12 protein-coding genes and 1 pseudogene are annotated in these 14,199 nt (G+C 72.7%); 9 read left to right on the top strand and 4 right to left on the bottom strand.

Features of this window, described 5'->3' with window-relative positions; all coding sequences use genetic code 11:
- The first annotated feature begins 441 nt into the window (after window positions 1-441).
- From ACKTSN_RS37345 to ACKTSN_RS37355, 3 genes are read left to right on the top strand one after another with little or no spacing between them, the layout of a single operon-like run.
- A complete protein-coding gene (locus ACKTSN_RS37345) occupies window positions 442-1,008 on the top strand; it encodes a helix-turn-helix domain-containing protein (protein ID WP_129796937.1) in 567 nt (188 codons plus the stop codon).
- Complete coding sequence (locus ACKTSN_RS37350) at window positions 1,008-1,727, top strand: helical backbone metal receptor (RefSeq protein WP_409473132.1); 720 nt, start codon at window positions 1,008-1,010, stop codon at window positions 1,725-1,727. Before ACKTSN_RS37345 ends, ACKTSN_RS37350 begins: the two co-directional genes overlap by 1 nt.
- 57 nt (window positions 1,728-1,784) lie before the next feature.
- Window positions 1,785-2,753, top strand: coding sequence for a LysR family transcriptional regulator (locus ACKTSN_RS37355; protein WP_409473133.1), 969 nt, complete (start codon window positions 1,785-1,787; stop codon window positions 2,751-2,753).
- Window positions 2,754-2,880: 127 nt separating this feature from the next.
- Here ACKTSN_RS37355 and ACKTSN_RS37360 read toward each other — a convergent pair whose 3' ends face one another.
- The gene (locus ACKTSN_RS37360; RefSeq protein ID WP_409473134.1) at window positions 2,881-3,567 is read right to left on the bottom strand and encodes a gamma-glutamyl-gamma-aminobutyrate hydrolase family protein; all 687 of its coding nucleotides are present in this window, start codon (window positions 3,565-3,567) and stop codon (window positions 2,881-2,883) included.
- A 69-nt stretch (window positions 3,568-3,636) separates the two neighbouring features.
- The gene (locus tag ACKTSN_RS37365) at window positions 3,637-4,371 is read right to left on the bottom strand and encodes a FadR/GntR family transcriptional regulator (protein WP_409473135.1); all 735 of its coding nucleotides are present in this window, start codon (window positions 4,369-4,371) and stop codon (window positions 3,637-3,639) included.
- Between the two features lie 119 nt (window positions 4,372-4,490).
- Between ACKTSN_RS37365 and ACKTSN_RS37370 the strand changes: the two genes are divergently transcribed.
- The 4 genes and pseudogenes from ACKTSN_RS37370 to ACKTSN_RS37385 form a co-directional block, all read left to right on the top strand.
- Complete coding sequence (locus tag ACKTSN_RS37370) at window positions 4,491-5,855, top strand: glutamine synthetase family protein (protein ID WP_409473136.1); 1,365 nt, start codon at window positions 4,491-4,493, stop codon at window positions 5,853-5,855.
- Window positions 5,856-5,863: 8 nt separating this feature from the next.
- Window positions 5,864-7,237 (top strand): aldehyde dehydrogenase family protein, encoded by a 1,374-nt coding sequence (locus ACKTSN_RS37375; protein ID WP_409473137.1) that lies wholly within the window; start codon window positions 5,864-5,866, stop codon window positions 7,235-7,237.
- Complete coding sequence (locus tag ACKTSN_RS37380; RefSeq protein WP_224738237.1) at window positions 7,234-8,016, top strand: 3-oxoacyl-ACP reductase; 783 nt, start codon at window positions 7,234-7,236, stop codon at window positions 8,014-8,016. Before ACKTSN_RS37375 ends, ACKTSN_RS37380 begins: the two co-directional genes overlap by 4 nt.
- 233 nt (window positions 8,017-8,249) lie before the next feature.
- A pseudogene (locus ACKTSN_RS37385) lies at window positions 8,250-8,975 on the top strand (hypothetical protein); the annotation flags it as partial.
- 4 nt (window positions 8,976-8,979) lie between these two features.
- On the opposite strand, the gene ACKTSN_RS37390 reads toward ACKTSN_RS37385, so the two are convergent.
- Window positions 8,980-10,182 carry an amino acid deaminase/aldolase gene (locus ACKTSN_RS37390; RefSeq protein WP_409473138.1) on the bottom strand — a complete coding sequence of 401 codons (1,203 nt, stop codon included), beginning with the start codon at window positions 10,180-10,182 and terminating at the stop codon, window positions 8,980-8,982.
- Window positions 10,183-10,869: 687 nt separating this feature from the next.
- Here ACKTSN_RS37390 and ACKTSN_RS37395 point away from each other — a divergent pair.
- Window positions 10,870-11,964, top strand: coding sequence for a hypothetical protein (locus ACKTSN_RS37395; protein ID WP_409473139.1), 1,095 nt, complete (start codon window positions 10,870-10,872; stop codon window positions 11,962-11,964).
- Window positions 11,961-13,142, top strand: coding sequence for a type VII secretion-associated serine protease mycosin (gene mycP / locus ACKTSN_RS37400; protein WP_409473140.1), 1,182 nt, complete (start codon window positions 11,961-11,963; stop codon window positions 13,140-13,142). The genes ACKTSN_RS37395 and mycP overlap by 4 nt, the downstream gene beginning before the upstream one ends.
- Here mycP and ACKTSN_RS37405 read toward each other — a convergent pair.
- Entirely contained in the window at window positions 13,139-14,086 is a 948-nt protein-coding gene (locus ACKTSN_RS37405) for a serine hydrolase (RefSeq protein WP_409473141.1), read from the bottom strand. The two genes, mycP and ACKTSN_RS37405, sit on opposite strands and share 4 nt — an antisense overlap.
- Window positions 14,087-14,199: the final 113 nt, after the last annotated feature.

A 14,199-nucleotide genomic window follows, 5' to 3' on the forward strand; every position in this document is an offset into this window, starting at 1 on the left:
CCCGGGTGACCTGACCGGCCCGGCACGCCCTGCCCGAGGGGTGGGCTTCACCGCACGACCGACGCGTGCGGCGAAGCCCACCCCTCGTGGCATTGCCCCGTACCGGACAATGGAAGGGACGAAAAGGATCCGGCCAACCACGAAGAGCTACGCCCTGCCCGAGCCTCGTCCGCCCGACCGCGTGGCCGCCGCCGCTGTGGTGAGAACACCTGGCGAGCCTCACGCGTTGCAGTGAGAAGGACGCCCGCGTAAGACCACTGTGAGGGCCGATCCACTGGCGCGAACTGTGAGGTCGGGAGGCACCCGGTGTGACGGCGATGTGACAGGCGCATGAAACGGTTTGCCGAACATGCATAGGGTGCAGAGAACTCATCAGAACGGAGTGCGCCCGGACAGCGGCGCACGAGGAGCGAGCGACGAGCGAAGGAGGGAGCCGGAGCGATGGGCGACCACAAAGAGCAGTCCCTTCGAGTAGGCGCGGCCGTACGGCGGCGGCGCCGCGCCCTGGAGCTCACCCTCGCCGTCGTGGCCGAGCGCAGCGGCCTGTCGGTCCCTTTCCTGAGCCAGGTGGAGAACGACCGGGCGCGACCCAGCCGCAGCTCCCTGGAGAAGGTCGCCGACGCCCTGCGCACCACCGCCGTCGAACTCCTCGCGGCCGCCGACCCGGCGTGCAGCGTCGACGTGGTGCGCTGCGAGAGCACCGAGCCGACGCCCGAACCGCAGGTGCGCTCCCTGGTGCGCGGTCACCATCAGATGCACGCCTCGGAGTTCACGGGCGACCATGACGCCGGGCGTGAATTCCAGTACCGCAACGACCAGTTGCTGTACGTCGCGGACGGCGCGGTGGAGATAGAGGCGGAGGGCCGCGCCTATCGCCTGGGCCGCGGCGACACGCTGTACCTCACGGGCGGCGTCCGGCACCGCTGGCGGGCCGCCGAGCCGGACACGCGGGTCCTCGTCGTCGCCGTGGCCGAGCACATCGAGGCCGTCCACGACAAGCCCCGGTAGTGCGGGTCGTCTCGCTGGTGCCGTCGCTGACGGAGGCTGTGGCGGTGTCCGTGCCCGGCGCTCTGGTCGGCGCCACCGACTGGTGCACCCGTCCGGCGGATCTCGACGTCATCCGCGTCGGCGGCACCAAGAACCCGAAGGCCGAGCGTATCCTCGCCCTCGCCCCCGACCTGGTGATCGCCAACGAGGAGGAGAACCGCGCCCCCGACCTCGACGCCCTGCGCGCCGTCGGCGTCGAGGTACTGGTGACCGAGGTGCGGGACGTGCCGCAGGCCTTCCGTGAGCTGGCCCGGGTGCTGGACGCCTGCGGTGCCGGGTCCCGGCCGCGGTGGCTGGACGAGGCCGAGGCGGCCTGGTCGCGGCCACCCGTCCTGGACCCACGTACGACCGCCGTGGTGCCGATCTGGCGGCGGCCGTGGATGGTGCTCGGCCGGGACACCTTCGCGGGCGACGTACTGGCCCGGCTCGGCGTCGACCACCTGTACGCGGGCCACGCGGACCGCTATCCACGGATCCCCCTCGAGGACCTGCGCGCGGCGGCACCGGACGTGGTCGTGCTGCCGGACGAGCCCTACCGCTTCACCGCAGACGACGGACCGGAGGCCTTCGCTGGGCTGCCGTGCGCACTCGTCAGCGGCCGGCATCTGACGTGGTACGGGCCGTCGCTCGTCGAGGCACCACGGGTGCTGGGCGAGGCCCTGCGAGCAGCTCTCCGCTGAGCAGGCCTCCACCGGGGAGCCAGGGAGGATGCCTCTGTCGGGGCATAAGGTGGAGTTATGAGCTGGTCGAAGGGGCAGGAGAACGGGCGGCCGTCCACGGGCGGTGGCTCACTGGCGCACCGGGTGCCGGATCTGGGCGCGCTGGAGCTGCTGCTGGCGGTGGCCCGGCTGGGCAGCCTCGGCGCCGCGGCCCGTGAGGTCGGCATCACCCAGCCGGCGGCCAGCAGCCGGATCCGCTCCATGGAGCGGCAGCTGGGCGTGGCCCTGGTGGACCGTTCACCGCGCGGATCGCAGCTCACGGACGCCGGTGCGCTGGTGACGGACTGGGCACGCCGGGTCGTCGAGGCGGCGGAGGCCTTCGACGCCGGGGCACAGGCGCTGCGGGACCGGCGGGACTCGCGGCTGCGGGTCGCGGCCAGCATGACGATCGCCGAGTACCTGCTGCCGGGCTGGCTGCTGGCGCTGCGCGCACAGCGACCGGACACGGCGGTGTCACTGCTCGCGGGCAACTCGGCGGCCGTGGCGGAGCGGCTGCTGGCCGACGAGGCCGACCTGGGCTTCGTGGAGGGACTGACGGTGCCGACCGGGCTGGACTCGGTCGTCATCGCCCACGACCACCTGATCGTCGTCACAGCACCCGGCCATCCCTGGGCCCGCCGACGCCGCCCCCTTTCGGCCGAGGAACTGGCGGCTACGCCGCTGGTCCTCCGGGAGAAGGGCTCGGGCACCCGCCAGGTCCTGGACGCCGCGCTGGGCGGCCTCGCCCGGCCGCTGATCGAGCTGTCCTCCACGACGGCCGTGAAGGCATCCGCCGTCGGCGGCGCCGGACCGGCGGTGCTGAGCGAACTGGCGGTCGGGGAGGAACTGTCCACCCGGCGCCTGGTCAGCGTCCCGGTGGACGGCGCACGGCTCCGCCGCGACCTACGGGCGGTCTGGCGCACGGGCCACCGACCGACGGGACCGGCGAGAGAGCTACTGGGGCTGACTCGGGTGTCGCCGGCCAAGGGGGGTGGCTGGCGGGGCTGACGGCACCTTCCTGGACGCGGCGGGTAGGGCGTCCCCCAGGGGCGCGGGGAACTGCGCGACCAGCCCCCCGGGACCCGCAGCCGCCGTCCGGCAGCCGGAACCGAGTTCTTGGGCGCCGCGCGGGCAGTCAAGCCGCCGCTTGAACCAACGCCCGCATCACCCGAAGATCCTCACCCATCTCCGGATGCCACTGCACCCCCAGCACCCACCCCTCAGCGGACGGAAGCTCGATCGCCTCCACAGTGCCGTCCGCCGCGTGCGCCGAGGGAACGAGGCCGGTGCCGAGCCGGTCCACGGACTGGTGGTGGTACGTCGGCACGGACGTCTCCTCCGGGACGACACCCGCGTACAGCGTGCCCGGCACCGGCTTGACCGGATGGCGGCCGAAGACCCCCACCACCTCCGCGTGCCCGTCGAGGTGCTGGACGAGCGTGCCGCCGAGGGCGACGTTCAGCAGCTGCATGCCCCGGCAGATCCCGAGCAGCGGTACGCGCGCGGCCAACGCCGCCTCGATCAGCGCCAGTTCCCAGGCGTCCCGTTCCCGCGCGGGCGGCCCGGTGCGGGGGTCGGGGGACGCACCGTAGCGGACCGGTTCGACGTCCGGGCCACCCGCGATCACCAGAGCGTCGAGGCGGGCCACCGTCGCCGCCGCGTGCTGCGCCGCGTCCGGCGGCAGCATGGCGGCCAGTCCGCCCGCGCGCTGCACCAGCCGCGGGTACCCGGCCGGCAGCAGTGCGGCGTCCAGTTCCCACACGCCCCAGCGCGCCCCTGCCTCCAGATACGTACTGACGCCGATCAGCGGCCTGCCGGTCATACGTCCTCCCGCTGCCCTCAATGGATCGCCCTCATACCTTTGTCGCCGGCGGTGGTACGGCGCAAGGCCTCAGGCCAGGAACCCCCGCAGCAGTGCCGCGGTCCCCGCGCAGTGCTCCCGCATGATCTCCCGCGCCCCGTCCGCGTCCCCGTCGAGCACCGCCTCCACCAGCGCGGTGTGCTGGCGCTGCGAGTGCTCCAGGTTGCGGACCAGGAGCGGGATGCAGTCGAGCAGGTCGTTCACCGTCGCCCGTACCGCCGCGTACTGCGCGGTCAGCGTCGGCGATCCGGACAGCTCGGCGAGGGTGAGGTGGAGCAGCGTGTCCAGGCGCCGGTAGTCGGCGAGCGGGGCGTCGTGCGTGCGGGCGAGCGCGTCCCGCAGCCGGTCCGCCTGCTCGTCGTCAAGCCCGTGCGCCGCGCACAGCCCCGCCGCGCCCACCTCCAGCACTTCCCGGAACCGCAGCACGTCCTCGATGTCGACCGCGGCCACCCGCCGCCGCAGCTCACTCTCGCCGACGGCGTCCGTACGGGGCAGCACGAACGTTCCGCCGTACCGTCCGCGCCGCGACTCGACCAGCCCCTGGTCCTGGAGCACCTTCAGCACCTCGCGCAGCGTCACCCGGCTGATCCCGAGCCGCTCCGCCAGCTCCCGCTCCGCGGGCAGCCGCTCCCCGCCGGGCACCAGACCGAGCCGTACGACCTGGAGGATCTGCTCCAGCGCCTCCTCGAAGCCGTTCCCGGCGCGCACCGGCCGCAGCACCGGCGTCAGCGGGTCGTCCGGGCCGCCGACCGGATCCACCGGCATATGGCCGTGCCCCCTTCCCAAGCAATGGTTCTCAGCAATACCTTATGGCTCTCGGCGCCGTCCGAAGAAGCGAGCAGAAGCCGGAAAGACGACGGAAGATGCCCCAAGGAGGCCCTCCCGTGGCAGACCGCACACCCCCGCTCAGCGTCGAGGAACTGCACGCCCTCGTCGCGGGCGGCGAGATCGACACCGTCGTCCTGGCCTTCCCCGACATGCAGGGACGGCTGCAGGGCAAGCGGTTCGCCGCGCGCTTCTTCCTCGACGAGGTGCTCGAACACGGCACGGAGGGTTGCAACTACCTCCTCGCCGTCGACACCGAGATGAACACCGTCGACGGCTACGAGATGTCCTCCTGGGACCGGGGCTACGGCGACTTCGCCATGCACCCCGACCTGAGCACCCTGCGCCGGGTGCCGTGGAACGAAGGCACTGCCATGGTGATCGCCGACCTCGCCTGGAGCGACGGCTCCCCGGTCGTGGCCGCGCCGCGGCAGATCCTGCGCCGCCAGCTGGAGCGCCTCACGGACCTCGGCCTCACCGCCCAGGTCGGCACCGAGCTGGAGTTCATCGTCTTCAAGGACACCTACGAGCAGGCCTGGGACGCCGGATACCGCGGACTCACCCCGGCCAACCAGTACAACATCGACTACTCGGTCCTCGGAACCGGCCGCATCGAGCCCCTGCTGCGCCGGATCCGCAACGAGATGGCCGGCGCCGGGATGACCGTCGAGTCCGCCAAGGGCGAGTGCAACCCCGGCCAGCACGAGATCGCGTTCCGCTACGCCGAGGCCCTGGTCACCTGTGACCAGCACGCCATCTACAAGACCGGCACCAAGGAGATCGCCGCCCAGGAGGGCATGTCGATCACCTTCATGGCGAAGTACAACGAGCGCGAGGGCAACTCCTGCCACATCCACCTGTCGTTGGCGGACGAGCACGGCAGGAACGTCATGCCGGGCAGCGCGTCCGACGGCATGTCCGACGTCATGCGGTACTTCCTCGCCGGACAGCTCGCCGCGCTGCGGGACTTCTCCCTGCTCTACGCGCCCCACATCAACTCGTACAAACGCTTCCAGCCCGGCTCCTTCGCCCCGACCGCCGTCGCCTGGGGGTACGACAACCGCACCTGCGCGCTGCGCGTCGTCGGCCACGGCCGCTCCCTGCGGTTCGAGAACCGGCTGCCCGGCGGGGACGTCAACCCGCACCTCGCGGTGGCGGGCATGGTGGCCGCGGGCCTCTACGGCATCGAGCAGAAGCTTCAGCTGCCCGAGCCCTGCCCCGGCAACGCCTACACGGCCGACTTCGCGCACGTCCCCGGCACGCTCCGCGAGGCCGCCGATCTCTGGGAGAACAGCCCGATCGCCAAGGGCGCCTTCGGCGACGAGGTCGTCGCGCACTACCGCAACATGGCCCGGGTCGAGCTCGAGGCCTTCGACGCCGCGGTCACCGACTGGGAGCTGCGCCGCTCCTTCGAACGCATGTGAGGACCTTCTTGTCGTACGAACTCCAGGTGCTGAACCCGGCGACCGAGGAGGTCGTCGCCACCGTCCCCGGCGCCACCGCGGCCGACGTCGACGCGGCCGTCGTGCGCGCCGCCCGGGCGCAGGCGGACTGGGCGGGCCGCGCACCCGGCGACCGCGCGCGCCTGCTGCGCCGGTTCGCCGTCACGGTCGACGAACACCTCGAAGAACTAGCCCGGTTGGAGGTCCGCGAGGCCGGACACACCCTCGGCAACGCCCGCTGGGAGGCGGGGAACGTCCGTGATCTGCTCGACTACGTGGCCGGGGGAGTGGAACGGCTGACCGGACGTCAGATCCCGGTTGCGGGCGGCCTCGACGTCACCATCCTCGAACCGCTCGGCGTGGTCGGCGTGATCGCGCCCTGGAACTTCCCCATGCCGATCGCGGCCTGGGGCACGGCACCGGCGCTCGCCGCGGGCAACGCGGTCGTCCTCAAGCCCGCCGAGACAACCCCGCTCACCGCACTCCGCCTGGTCGAACTCGCCCTGGAGGCGGGCCTGCCCGAGGGCCTGTTCCAGGTGCTGCCCGGACACGGCCCCGTCACGGGGAACGCACTCGTCGAGCATCCGGGCGTGGCGAAGATCGTCTTCACCGGGTCGACGTCCGTGGGCAAACAGGTGCTGGCCAAGGGCTCGGCCCTCCTCAAGCGCGTCACCCTAGAACTTGGCGGCAAGAGCCCCAACATCGTCTTCGCCGACGCCGACCTCGAAGCCGCAGCGGCCGCCGCACCCATGTCCTTCCTCGACAACTCCGGCCAGGACTGCTGCGCCCGCACCCGCATCCTCGTCCAGCGCTCCGCCCATGACCGGTTCCTGGAGCTGCTCGCCCCGGCGATCGAGGCCGTGACCGTCGGCGACCCCGCCGACGAGAAGACCGACATGGGCCCCCTCATCTCCAAGGCCCAGCTGGACCGCGTCCGTTCCTACGTCCCGACCGACGCCCAAGGCATCCGCGGCAAGGCCCCCGAGGGCCCCGGCTTCTGGTTCCCGCCGACCGTGCTGACCGGAGTCGACCCGCACGCGCGCGTTGCCGTCGAGGAGGTCTTCGGCCCCGTCGCCGTCGTCCTGCCCTTCGACGACGAGGCCGACGCCGTCCGCCTGGCCAACGCCACCGACTACGGCCTCTCCGGCTCCATCTGGACCCGCGACATCGGCCGCGCCCTGCGCGTCTCGCAGGCGGTCCGGGCCGGCAACCTGTCCGTCAACTCCCACTCCAGCGTCCGCTACTGGACCCCGTTCGGCGGCTTCAAACAGTCCGGCATCGGCCGCGAACTCGGACCGGACGCACTGGCCGCCTTCACCGAAACCAAGAACGTCTTCATCAGCACGGAGGGCCCCGCACAGTGAGCGAAGACATCATCTGCCGCCGACTCGTCGGCCGCACCGCCGTCGTCACCGGAGCCGGCAGCGGCATCGGCCTCGCCACCGCCCGCCGGCTCGCCTCCGAGGGCGCGCACGTCGTCTGCGGCGACGTCGACGAGCAGCGCGGCAAAGCGGCCGCCGAGGAGGTCGGCGGCCTCTTCGCGAAGGTCGACGTCACCGACCCCGAGCAGGTCGAGGCCCTGTTCAGGACGGCGTACGACACCTACGGCAGCGTCGACATCGCCTTCAACAACGCCGGCATCTCCCCACCCGACGACGACTCCATCCTGGAGACCGGCCTGGAGGCCTGGAAGCGCGTCCAGGAGGTCAACCTCACCTCCGTCTACCTGTGCTGCAAGGCGGCCATCCCCTACATGCGCCGCCAGGGCAAGGGGTCGATCATCAACACGGCGTCGTTCGTGGCGCGGATGGGGGCCGCGACCTCGCAGATCTCGTACACCGCCTCCAAGGGCGGCGTGCTCGCCATGTCCCGCGAACTCGGCGTGCAGTTCGCCCGCGAGGGCATCCGCGTGAACGCCCTCTGCCCCGGGCCGGTCAACACCCCGCTCCTCCAGGAGCTGTTCGCCAAGGACCCGGAGCGGGCCGCACGCCGGCTCGTTCACATCCCGCTCGGCCGGTTCGCCGAAGCCGAGGAGATCGCCGCCGCGGTCGCCTTCCTGGCCAGCGACGACTCCTCCTTCGTCAACGCCACCGACTTCCTGGTGGACGGCGGGATCTCGGGGGCGTACGTCACACCGCTGTAGGCCGCGTCCTTACCTCTGGACATCACTCCGTAATGCATCTGATACGCTCAGTGCATCGTGGGGCGGCAGCCAAGCCCCCGACAACCTGAGCGAGTCCCGTACTTGCTCCGGCGGCCGGAAGGGTCGTTGCTGGACAGGCATGACCTGTCAAACTCCCCGGAGCGATCCAGGGGAGAGTCTCCCGGATTCATCCGGGAGAGAACTTCAAAGTGCCGGGATGAGCATCCGGTACCGCGATCGTCACAGGGGCGGTCGTGCTCGGCCAGGAAGACGGCGGCGCGGAGGTGAACACCGCGCCGCCGCTAGCGACTTCCGAGCCCGCCACCTCGGCGCCGACGACTGACGGCCCCTCACCCTCCGATTCCACCTCCGAGCCCTCCGCCGACGACCCGGCCGTCGTCGTCGACGAACTCAACGGCATCACCCTGCCGTTGCCCGACGGCTGGGTCCGGCCGGAGAACGTCACCATCGACAACGTCATGATGACGACGGACGGCACCTACGACTGCCCCGGCGACGGCGGCTTCTGCCGGCACGGACTGGTCATCTCGCGCACGGTGACCGAGAACGACGAGAAGTCCTCCGAGGCTCTGGCCAAGGCGGACATCCCGGACGCCGCCGACGAGGCCTACGACCGCGACGTCGTCGGCCGCCGCCCCTACGGCGGCATCGAGTCCCACCGACTCGTCGCGTCGGGGCCGGTCGCGGTGGCGGGCCGCGCCGGGTACTTCGTGCGCTGGCGCGTCAGAACGGCCGAGGGGCCAGGCGGTTATGTCCAGTCCCTCGCCTTCCAGTCCAGTGTCGGCACCGAGTCGCCGGTCATCGTGCGCTACGTCTTCGACGCGGGCGAGGACGGCCCGCCGCTGGCCGACATGGACCGGATCACCAAGGGGATCCGGGCGATCGGAGACGAGGCCGGCGGTGGCGGCGTGGGCAGCAGCGTCGGCCCGTCGAGCTGACCCCTCACAGGAACGTGCGGCCCTCACCCCGGTACGTCGGAACCGTCGCCGTCACCCGGTCGCCCTCGACGAGATGCAGCGCGTCGAACCGCTCGCACAGCTCACCGGCCTTGGCGTGCCGGAACCACACCTTGTCGCCGATCAGCAGATCGTCGGCGGGAGAACCGAGCAGCGGGGTCTGCACCTCGCCGGCGCCCTCCTGGGGGTCGTAACGCAGTCCTTCCGGCAGATACGGCACCGGCAGCCGGTCCGCCCCGGCGGCGCCGGAGGCCGGATAGCCGCCGCCGAGCACGGTCACGACCCCCACGCCGGGCCGGCGCACCACCGGCTGCGCGAACAGCGCCGCCGGACGCCCGGTGAAGGACGTGTAGTTGTCGAACAGCCGCGGTACGTACAGCCCCGACCCCGCCCCGATCTCGGTGACCGCGTCCTCCGCCGCCGTGTGCTGCACACTGCCCGTGCCGCCGCCGTTGACGAACTCCAGCCCCGGCACCACGGCCCGCACCGCGCGCACCACCGCGGCGCGCCGTTCGGCGAGTTCCCGGCGGGCGGTGGCCTGCATCAACCGCACGGCACGCGAGCGCAGCGGCCGTCCGGCGACCGCATCCCCGACACCGGCGATGTGCCCCTCGTACGCCATGATCCCCACGACCTCGAACCCCGGCCGCCGGGCCACCGCCCGTGCCATGTCGGCGACCTGGGCGGGGGAGTGCAGCGGCGAGCGGCGGGCCCCGACGCGCACCCGCCCGCCGAGCAGCTTCAGCGAGGTGTCCAACTCCAGGCAGACGCGCACCACTTCACGGCCGCCGTCGCGCGCCCCGTCGATCAGGGTCAGCTGGGCGGGGTCGTCGATCATCACCGTGACCGCGGCGGCCAGCTTGGGATCGGCGGCCAGTTCGGCGAATCCGGCGCGGTCGGCCGACGGGTAGGCGAGCAGAATGTCGTCGAACCCCGACCGCGCCAGCCACAGGGACTCGGCCAGGGTGAACGACATGATGCCCGCGAAACCGTCCTTCGCGAGGACGCGTTCGAGCAGGGCACGGCAGCGGACGGACTTGCTGGCGACACGGATCGGCTTCCCGCCCGCCCGGCGGAGCATGTCGTCCGCGTTGGCGTCGAAGGCGTCCAGGTCCACGATCGCGAGAGGGGCGTCGAGATGGGCGGTGGCCCGGTCGTAACGGGCCCGGTCGGCGGCGCGCGCAGTCATGAACGAAGCCTGCCAGACAGGATTACCGCAGGGTAGGGGGATGTTCCGGGCAGATCCCCCGGGCTCGTGGACTGGTTCCCGTTCGACCGGGGGCAACCCGTAGAGTGACGCGCACGCACGGAGGAACGACTCTGCGCGCCACTCGCGCCGGATGCCGGTCCGCCGGTGCGGGTATGCGTGCGAATTGACGACGACGGCCCGCGTACGAGGACACGGGACCGGGCACGAGGAAACGGGGGGTGCATGAGCACGGAAGCGCGGCACGCGCCCATACCTCCCCGCCCGGCCACACCTCCCCGTCCGCCCCACCCGCCGACCCCTGGGGACGAGCCCGACCCTACGGCGCCCTCCGAACGCCGCACCGAGCCGCCGACGCCTACCACAGCGGCCGGCGACCCCCCGCCACCCCGCAACGGCAGCACCACCACCTTCCCGAGCCTGCGCGCTCCGTCCCGGACGGACGCCGGCGACCGGGACGGCGGACGCCGGACCACGGTGGCCGGAGACGCCGGCCCCTTCACCCCGCCCCCGCCTCCCGCATCCGCCCGCTTCCCGGACGCACCACCGCCGACCCGGGGTGAGGGCGGCGGAACGACCACGCAGGGAGCCGTGCCGCCGCGTCCAGGTGATCGGCCGAGTGCGCCCGCGCGTCCTGAGAGGGCGGCGGATCCGAGCAACCGCCCCACCGTGCCCGCACACCCCGGAGCCGCCCCCGACTCGGCCGCCCCGAGCAGCGTGCCGCCCCGGCCGACCCGTCGGCCCGTGCCGCCGCGGCCGGTCGGTGTGCCCGCCGAGGCGCCCTCGGAGACGACGCGGCGTCTGCGCCCGATCCCTGCGGACCCGGCCCCGGCCCCGGCACGGGAGCGGCGGCACGGTTCGTCCACGTCATCCGCACCGGAAAACGCCACCCCCGTCTCCCCGAACCCCGCGTTCTCCTGGAGTACCCAGTCGGTGCCCCAGCGGCCGGTCGTCACGTTCGGGGAGCCCGAGAGGTACGACGAGTCGGCGCGGCCGCGGTCGTTCGGCCTGCGGGTACGGGGGCGTACCGTGGCGGTCGCCGCCTGTGTCGTGCTCGGGCTGGGGCTCATCGGGGGCGCCGTGACGGGGAGTTGGCTGATCGGGGACTCGGGGGAGGCCGGGGAGCGTGGGGCCTTCGCGGCGTCCGGGAGCCTGTGGCACAGCGTTCCGGTGGATCAGATGTTCCCGCCCACCGTGCAGGGGCGCGGCGCCGGCCCCGGTGGCGCCGACCGCATCTGGACCCGTATCGCCGTCGCCCCGGACAGCGGCTGCGCGGACGCCTTCGACCCCCTGCTGCGCAGGGCACTCGCCCCGGTCGGCTGCCAGCGCCTGCTGCGCGCCACCTACACCGACGCCACCCAGAGCTACGTCACCACCGTCGGCCTGCTCTTCACCAAGGCCGACGCCGCCGCCATGCGCTCCCTGGACGCCCGTTTCACGGACGAGCGCCTGGACCGCCGCAGCGACCTGATGCCCCGTCCGTACGCCGCGAAGGGCACGGTCGCCGCCGGCTTCGGTGACGAGCAGCGTGCCTCGTGGACCGTCTCCGTCCTCACCGACGCCCCCGTCGTCGTCTACGCCGTCTCCGGCTGGGCCGACGCCCGCACGGTCGACGAACCGCAGCCCGCCGCGGAGGCGATGCGCTCCGGCGCCACCAACGCCCCCGCCCAGGCGGGCCTCGGCCACGAGGCCAAGGGCCTCGCCGACCGCGTCGAACGCAGCCTGCGCAAGTCCGTCACCTCGTCCACGGAACAGCCCTCATGAAGCCCGTCGCAGCCGCCCGCAGAGCCGGCCTCGTGAGCGTCCTCGTCGCCGCCTCGGTCGCCCTCGTTCCGCCCACCGCCGCGCACGCCGACGGCATCCGCGCCGAGCAGTGGGCGCTGGACGCCATGCACACCGCGGAGGCCTGGCAGACCACCAAGGGCGAGGGCATCACCGTCGCCGTCCTCGACACGGGCGTCGACGCCGACCATCCCGACCTCGTCGGCAACGTCCTCGACGGCAAGGACATGATCCGCTTCGGAGCCGAGCCCGGCGACCCTGCCTGGGCCCTGCACGGCACCGCGATGGCCGGGATCATCGCCGGTCACGGCCACGGCGCCGGCAACACCGATGGGGTCCTGGGCATCGCACCCGAGGCGAAGATCCTCCCCGTCCGCGTGATCCTCGAGGACGACGACCCCTCCCGCGCCAAGGCCCGGAAGACCCGCGGCAACGCCCTCGCCGACGGCATCCGCTGGGCCGCCGACCACGGCGCCGACGTCATCAACCTCTCCCTCGGCGACGACTCCGCCTCCGCCCACCCCGAACCCGCCGAGGACGAGGCCGTCCAGTACGCCCTGAAGAAGGGCTCCGTCGTCGTCGCCTCGGCCGGCAACGGCGGCGAGAAGGGCGACCACATCTCCTACCCGGCCGCCTACCCGGGCGTCATCGCCGCGACCGCCGTCGACAAGTTCGGCACCCGCGCCTCCTTCTCCACCCGCCGCTGGTACGCCACCGTCAGCGCCCCCGGTGTCGACGTCGTCATCGCCGCCCCCGACCGCAAGTACTACGAGGGCTGGGGCACCAGCGCGGCCGCCGCCTTCGTCTCGGGCGCCGTCGCCCTCGTCAAGTCGGCCCACCCGGGCCTGACCCCGGCCCAGGTCAAGCGGCTCCTCCAGGACACGGCCCGCAACGCCCCGGCCGACGGCCGCGACGACTCCCGCGGCTTCGGCTTCGTCGACCCGGCCGCCGCCATCGAGGAGGCCGGCCGGCTGAAGCCGGAGGGACTGCAGTCCGCGGCGTACGGCGACAAGTACTTCGGCTCCGGCCCGGACACGGCGGATTCCGACGACGACGCCACGAGCTGGGCCGCCCCGCTGGCCGGCGGTGCCGGCGGCGTGCTGCTGATCACGGCGGTCGTCCTGTGGCGCGGCCGCCGCAGGTACGGCCTGACGCGCTAACCAGCGGCGGCAGCGGACGACGTCTGCAGGGAGGTCCCGGCGAACACCGACACCGCCGCTCGCGCTGCCGCCTCGACCAGTGCGATCCCCTTCTCCTTGGCCGAGTTGCCGTCCGACAGCACCGCCACCAGGTAGTCACGGCCGTCGACCGTCACCCGCCCGATGCTGTTGACGTCCCACAGGCCCGTCGCGGTCCGCGGCAGCCAGCCGTTCTTCAGGGCCCACGCCGCATCGTCCCCGGCGGCCGACACACCCCACTGCTGACCGGCGGCGATCTGCCCCATCAGCTCCCGGAGATACGACCGCGAGGCCGCGTTCAGCTCTGATTCCTCCCCGAACACCTGCTGGAGCAGGGCGAGTTGGTCGACGGCCGTGGTCTGGGTCAGGCCCCACAGCATGCCGTCGCCGCCCTCGGTGCCGGTCAGCCCGAACCGCTCGTTCGCGGCGTCCAGCCCCTCCGCCCCGCCGATCGTCCGCCACAGGGCCGACGCGGAGTCGTTGTCGCTGTGCTCGATCATCGCCGTGGCGTACGCCTGCTCCGCCGCCGTCAGCTGCCGCCCCGCATCCTGCGCCTGCAACAGCAGCGTCGCCAGGATGTCCACCTTGACGATGCTCGCGGTGTCGAAGGTGCCTTCCCCGTACGAGGCACTCTCCCCGGAATCCACGTCCAGCACCGCCACCGACACGTCCGCGCCGTCCTCGACCGGCAGGCCCCGCACGGCCTCGGCCAGCAGCGCGTCACGATCCACCGTCGGCTGCGCCACAGGTTCCACCGATGCCTCCCCGTTGTCCGACGCCGAGGCCGACGGCGTCGCGGCCGACGATACGGCCGGCACTCCGGAGTGCGCCTGCGCCGTCACATACGCCGTACCGCCCATCACGACAGCGGAGGCGGCGGCAGCGCAGATCAAGGTACGGGTGCGGCGGGCTCTGCGGGACTCCATGCCGCGATGCTGACGGCGGCAGCTGTACGGGCCGTTAGACGGACGTTAGATGTGTGTCAGAAATGCCGGGGCGCCCATGAGCGGTGTCACGGCCGCGTTACCGGGCCCGCACA

Origin of the sequence: Streptomyces flavusporus, from assembly GCF_046267975.1 — a bacterium.
Lineage (GTDB): Bacteria > Actinomycetota > Actinomycetes > Streptomycetales > Streptomycetaceae > Streptomyces > Streptomyces flavusporus.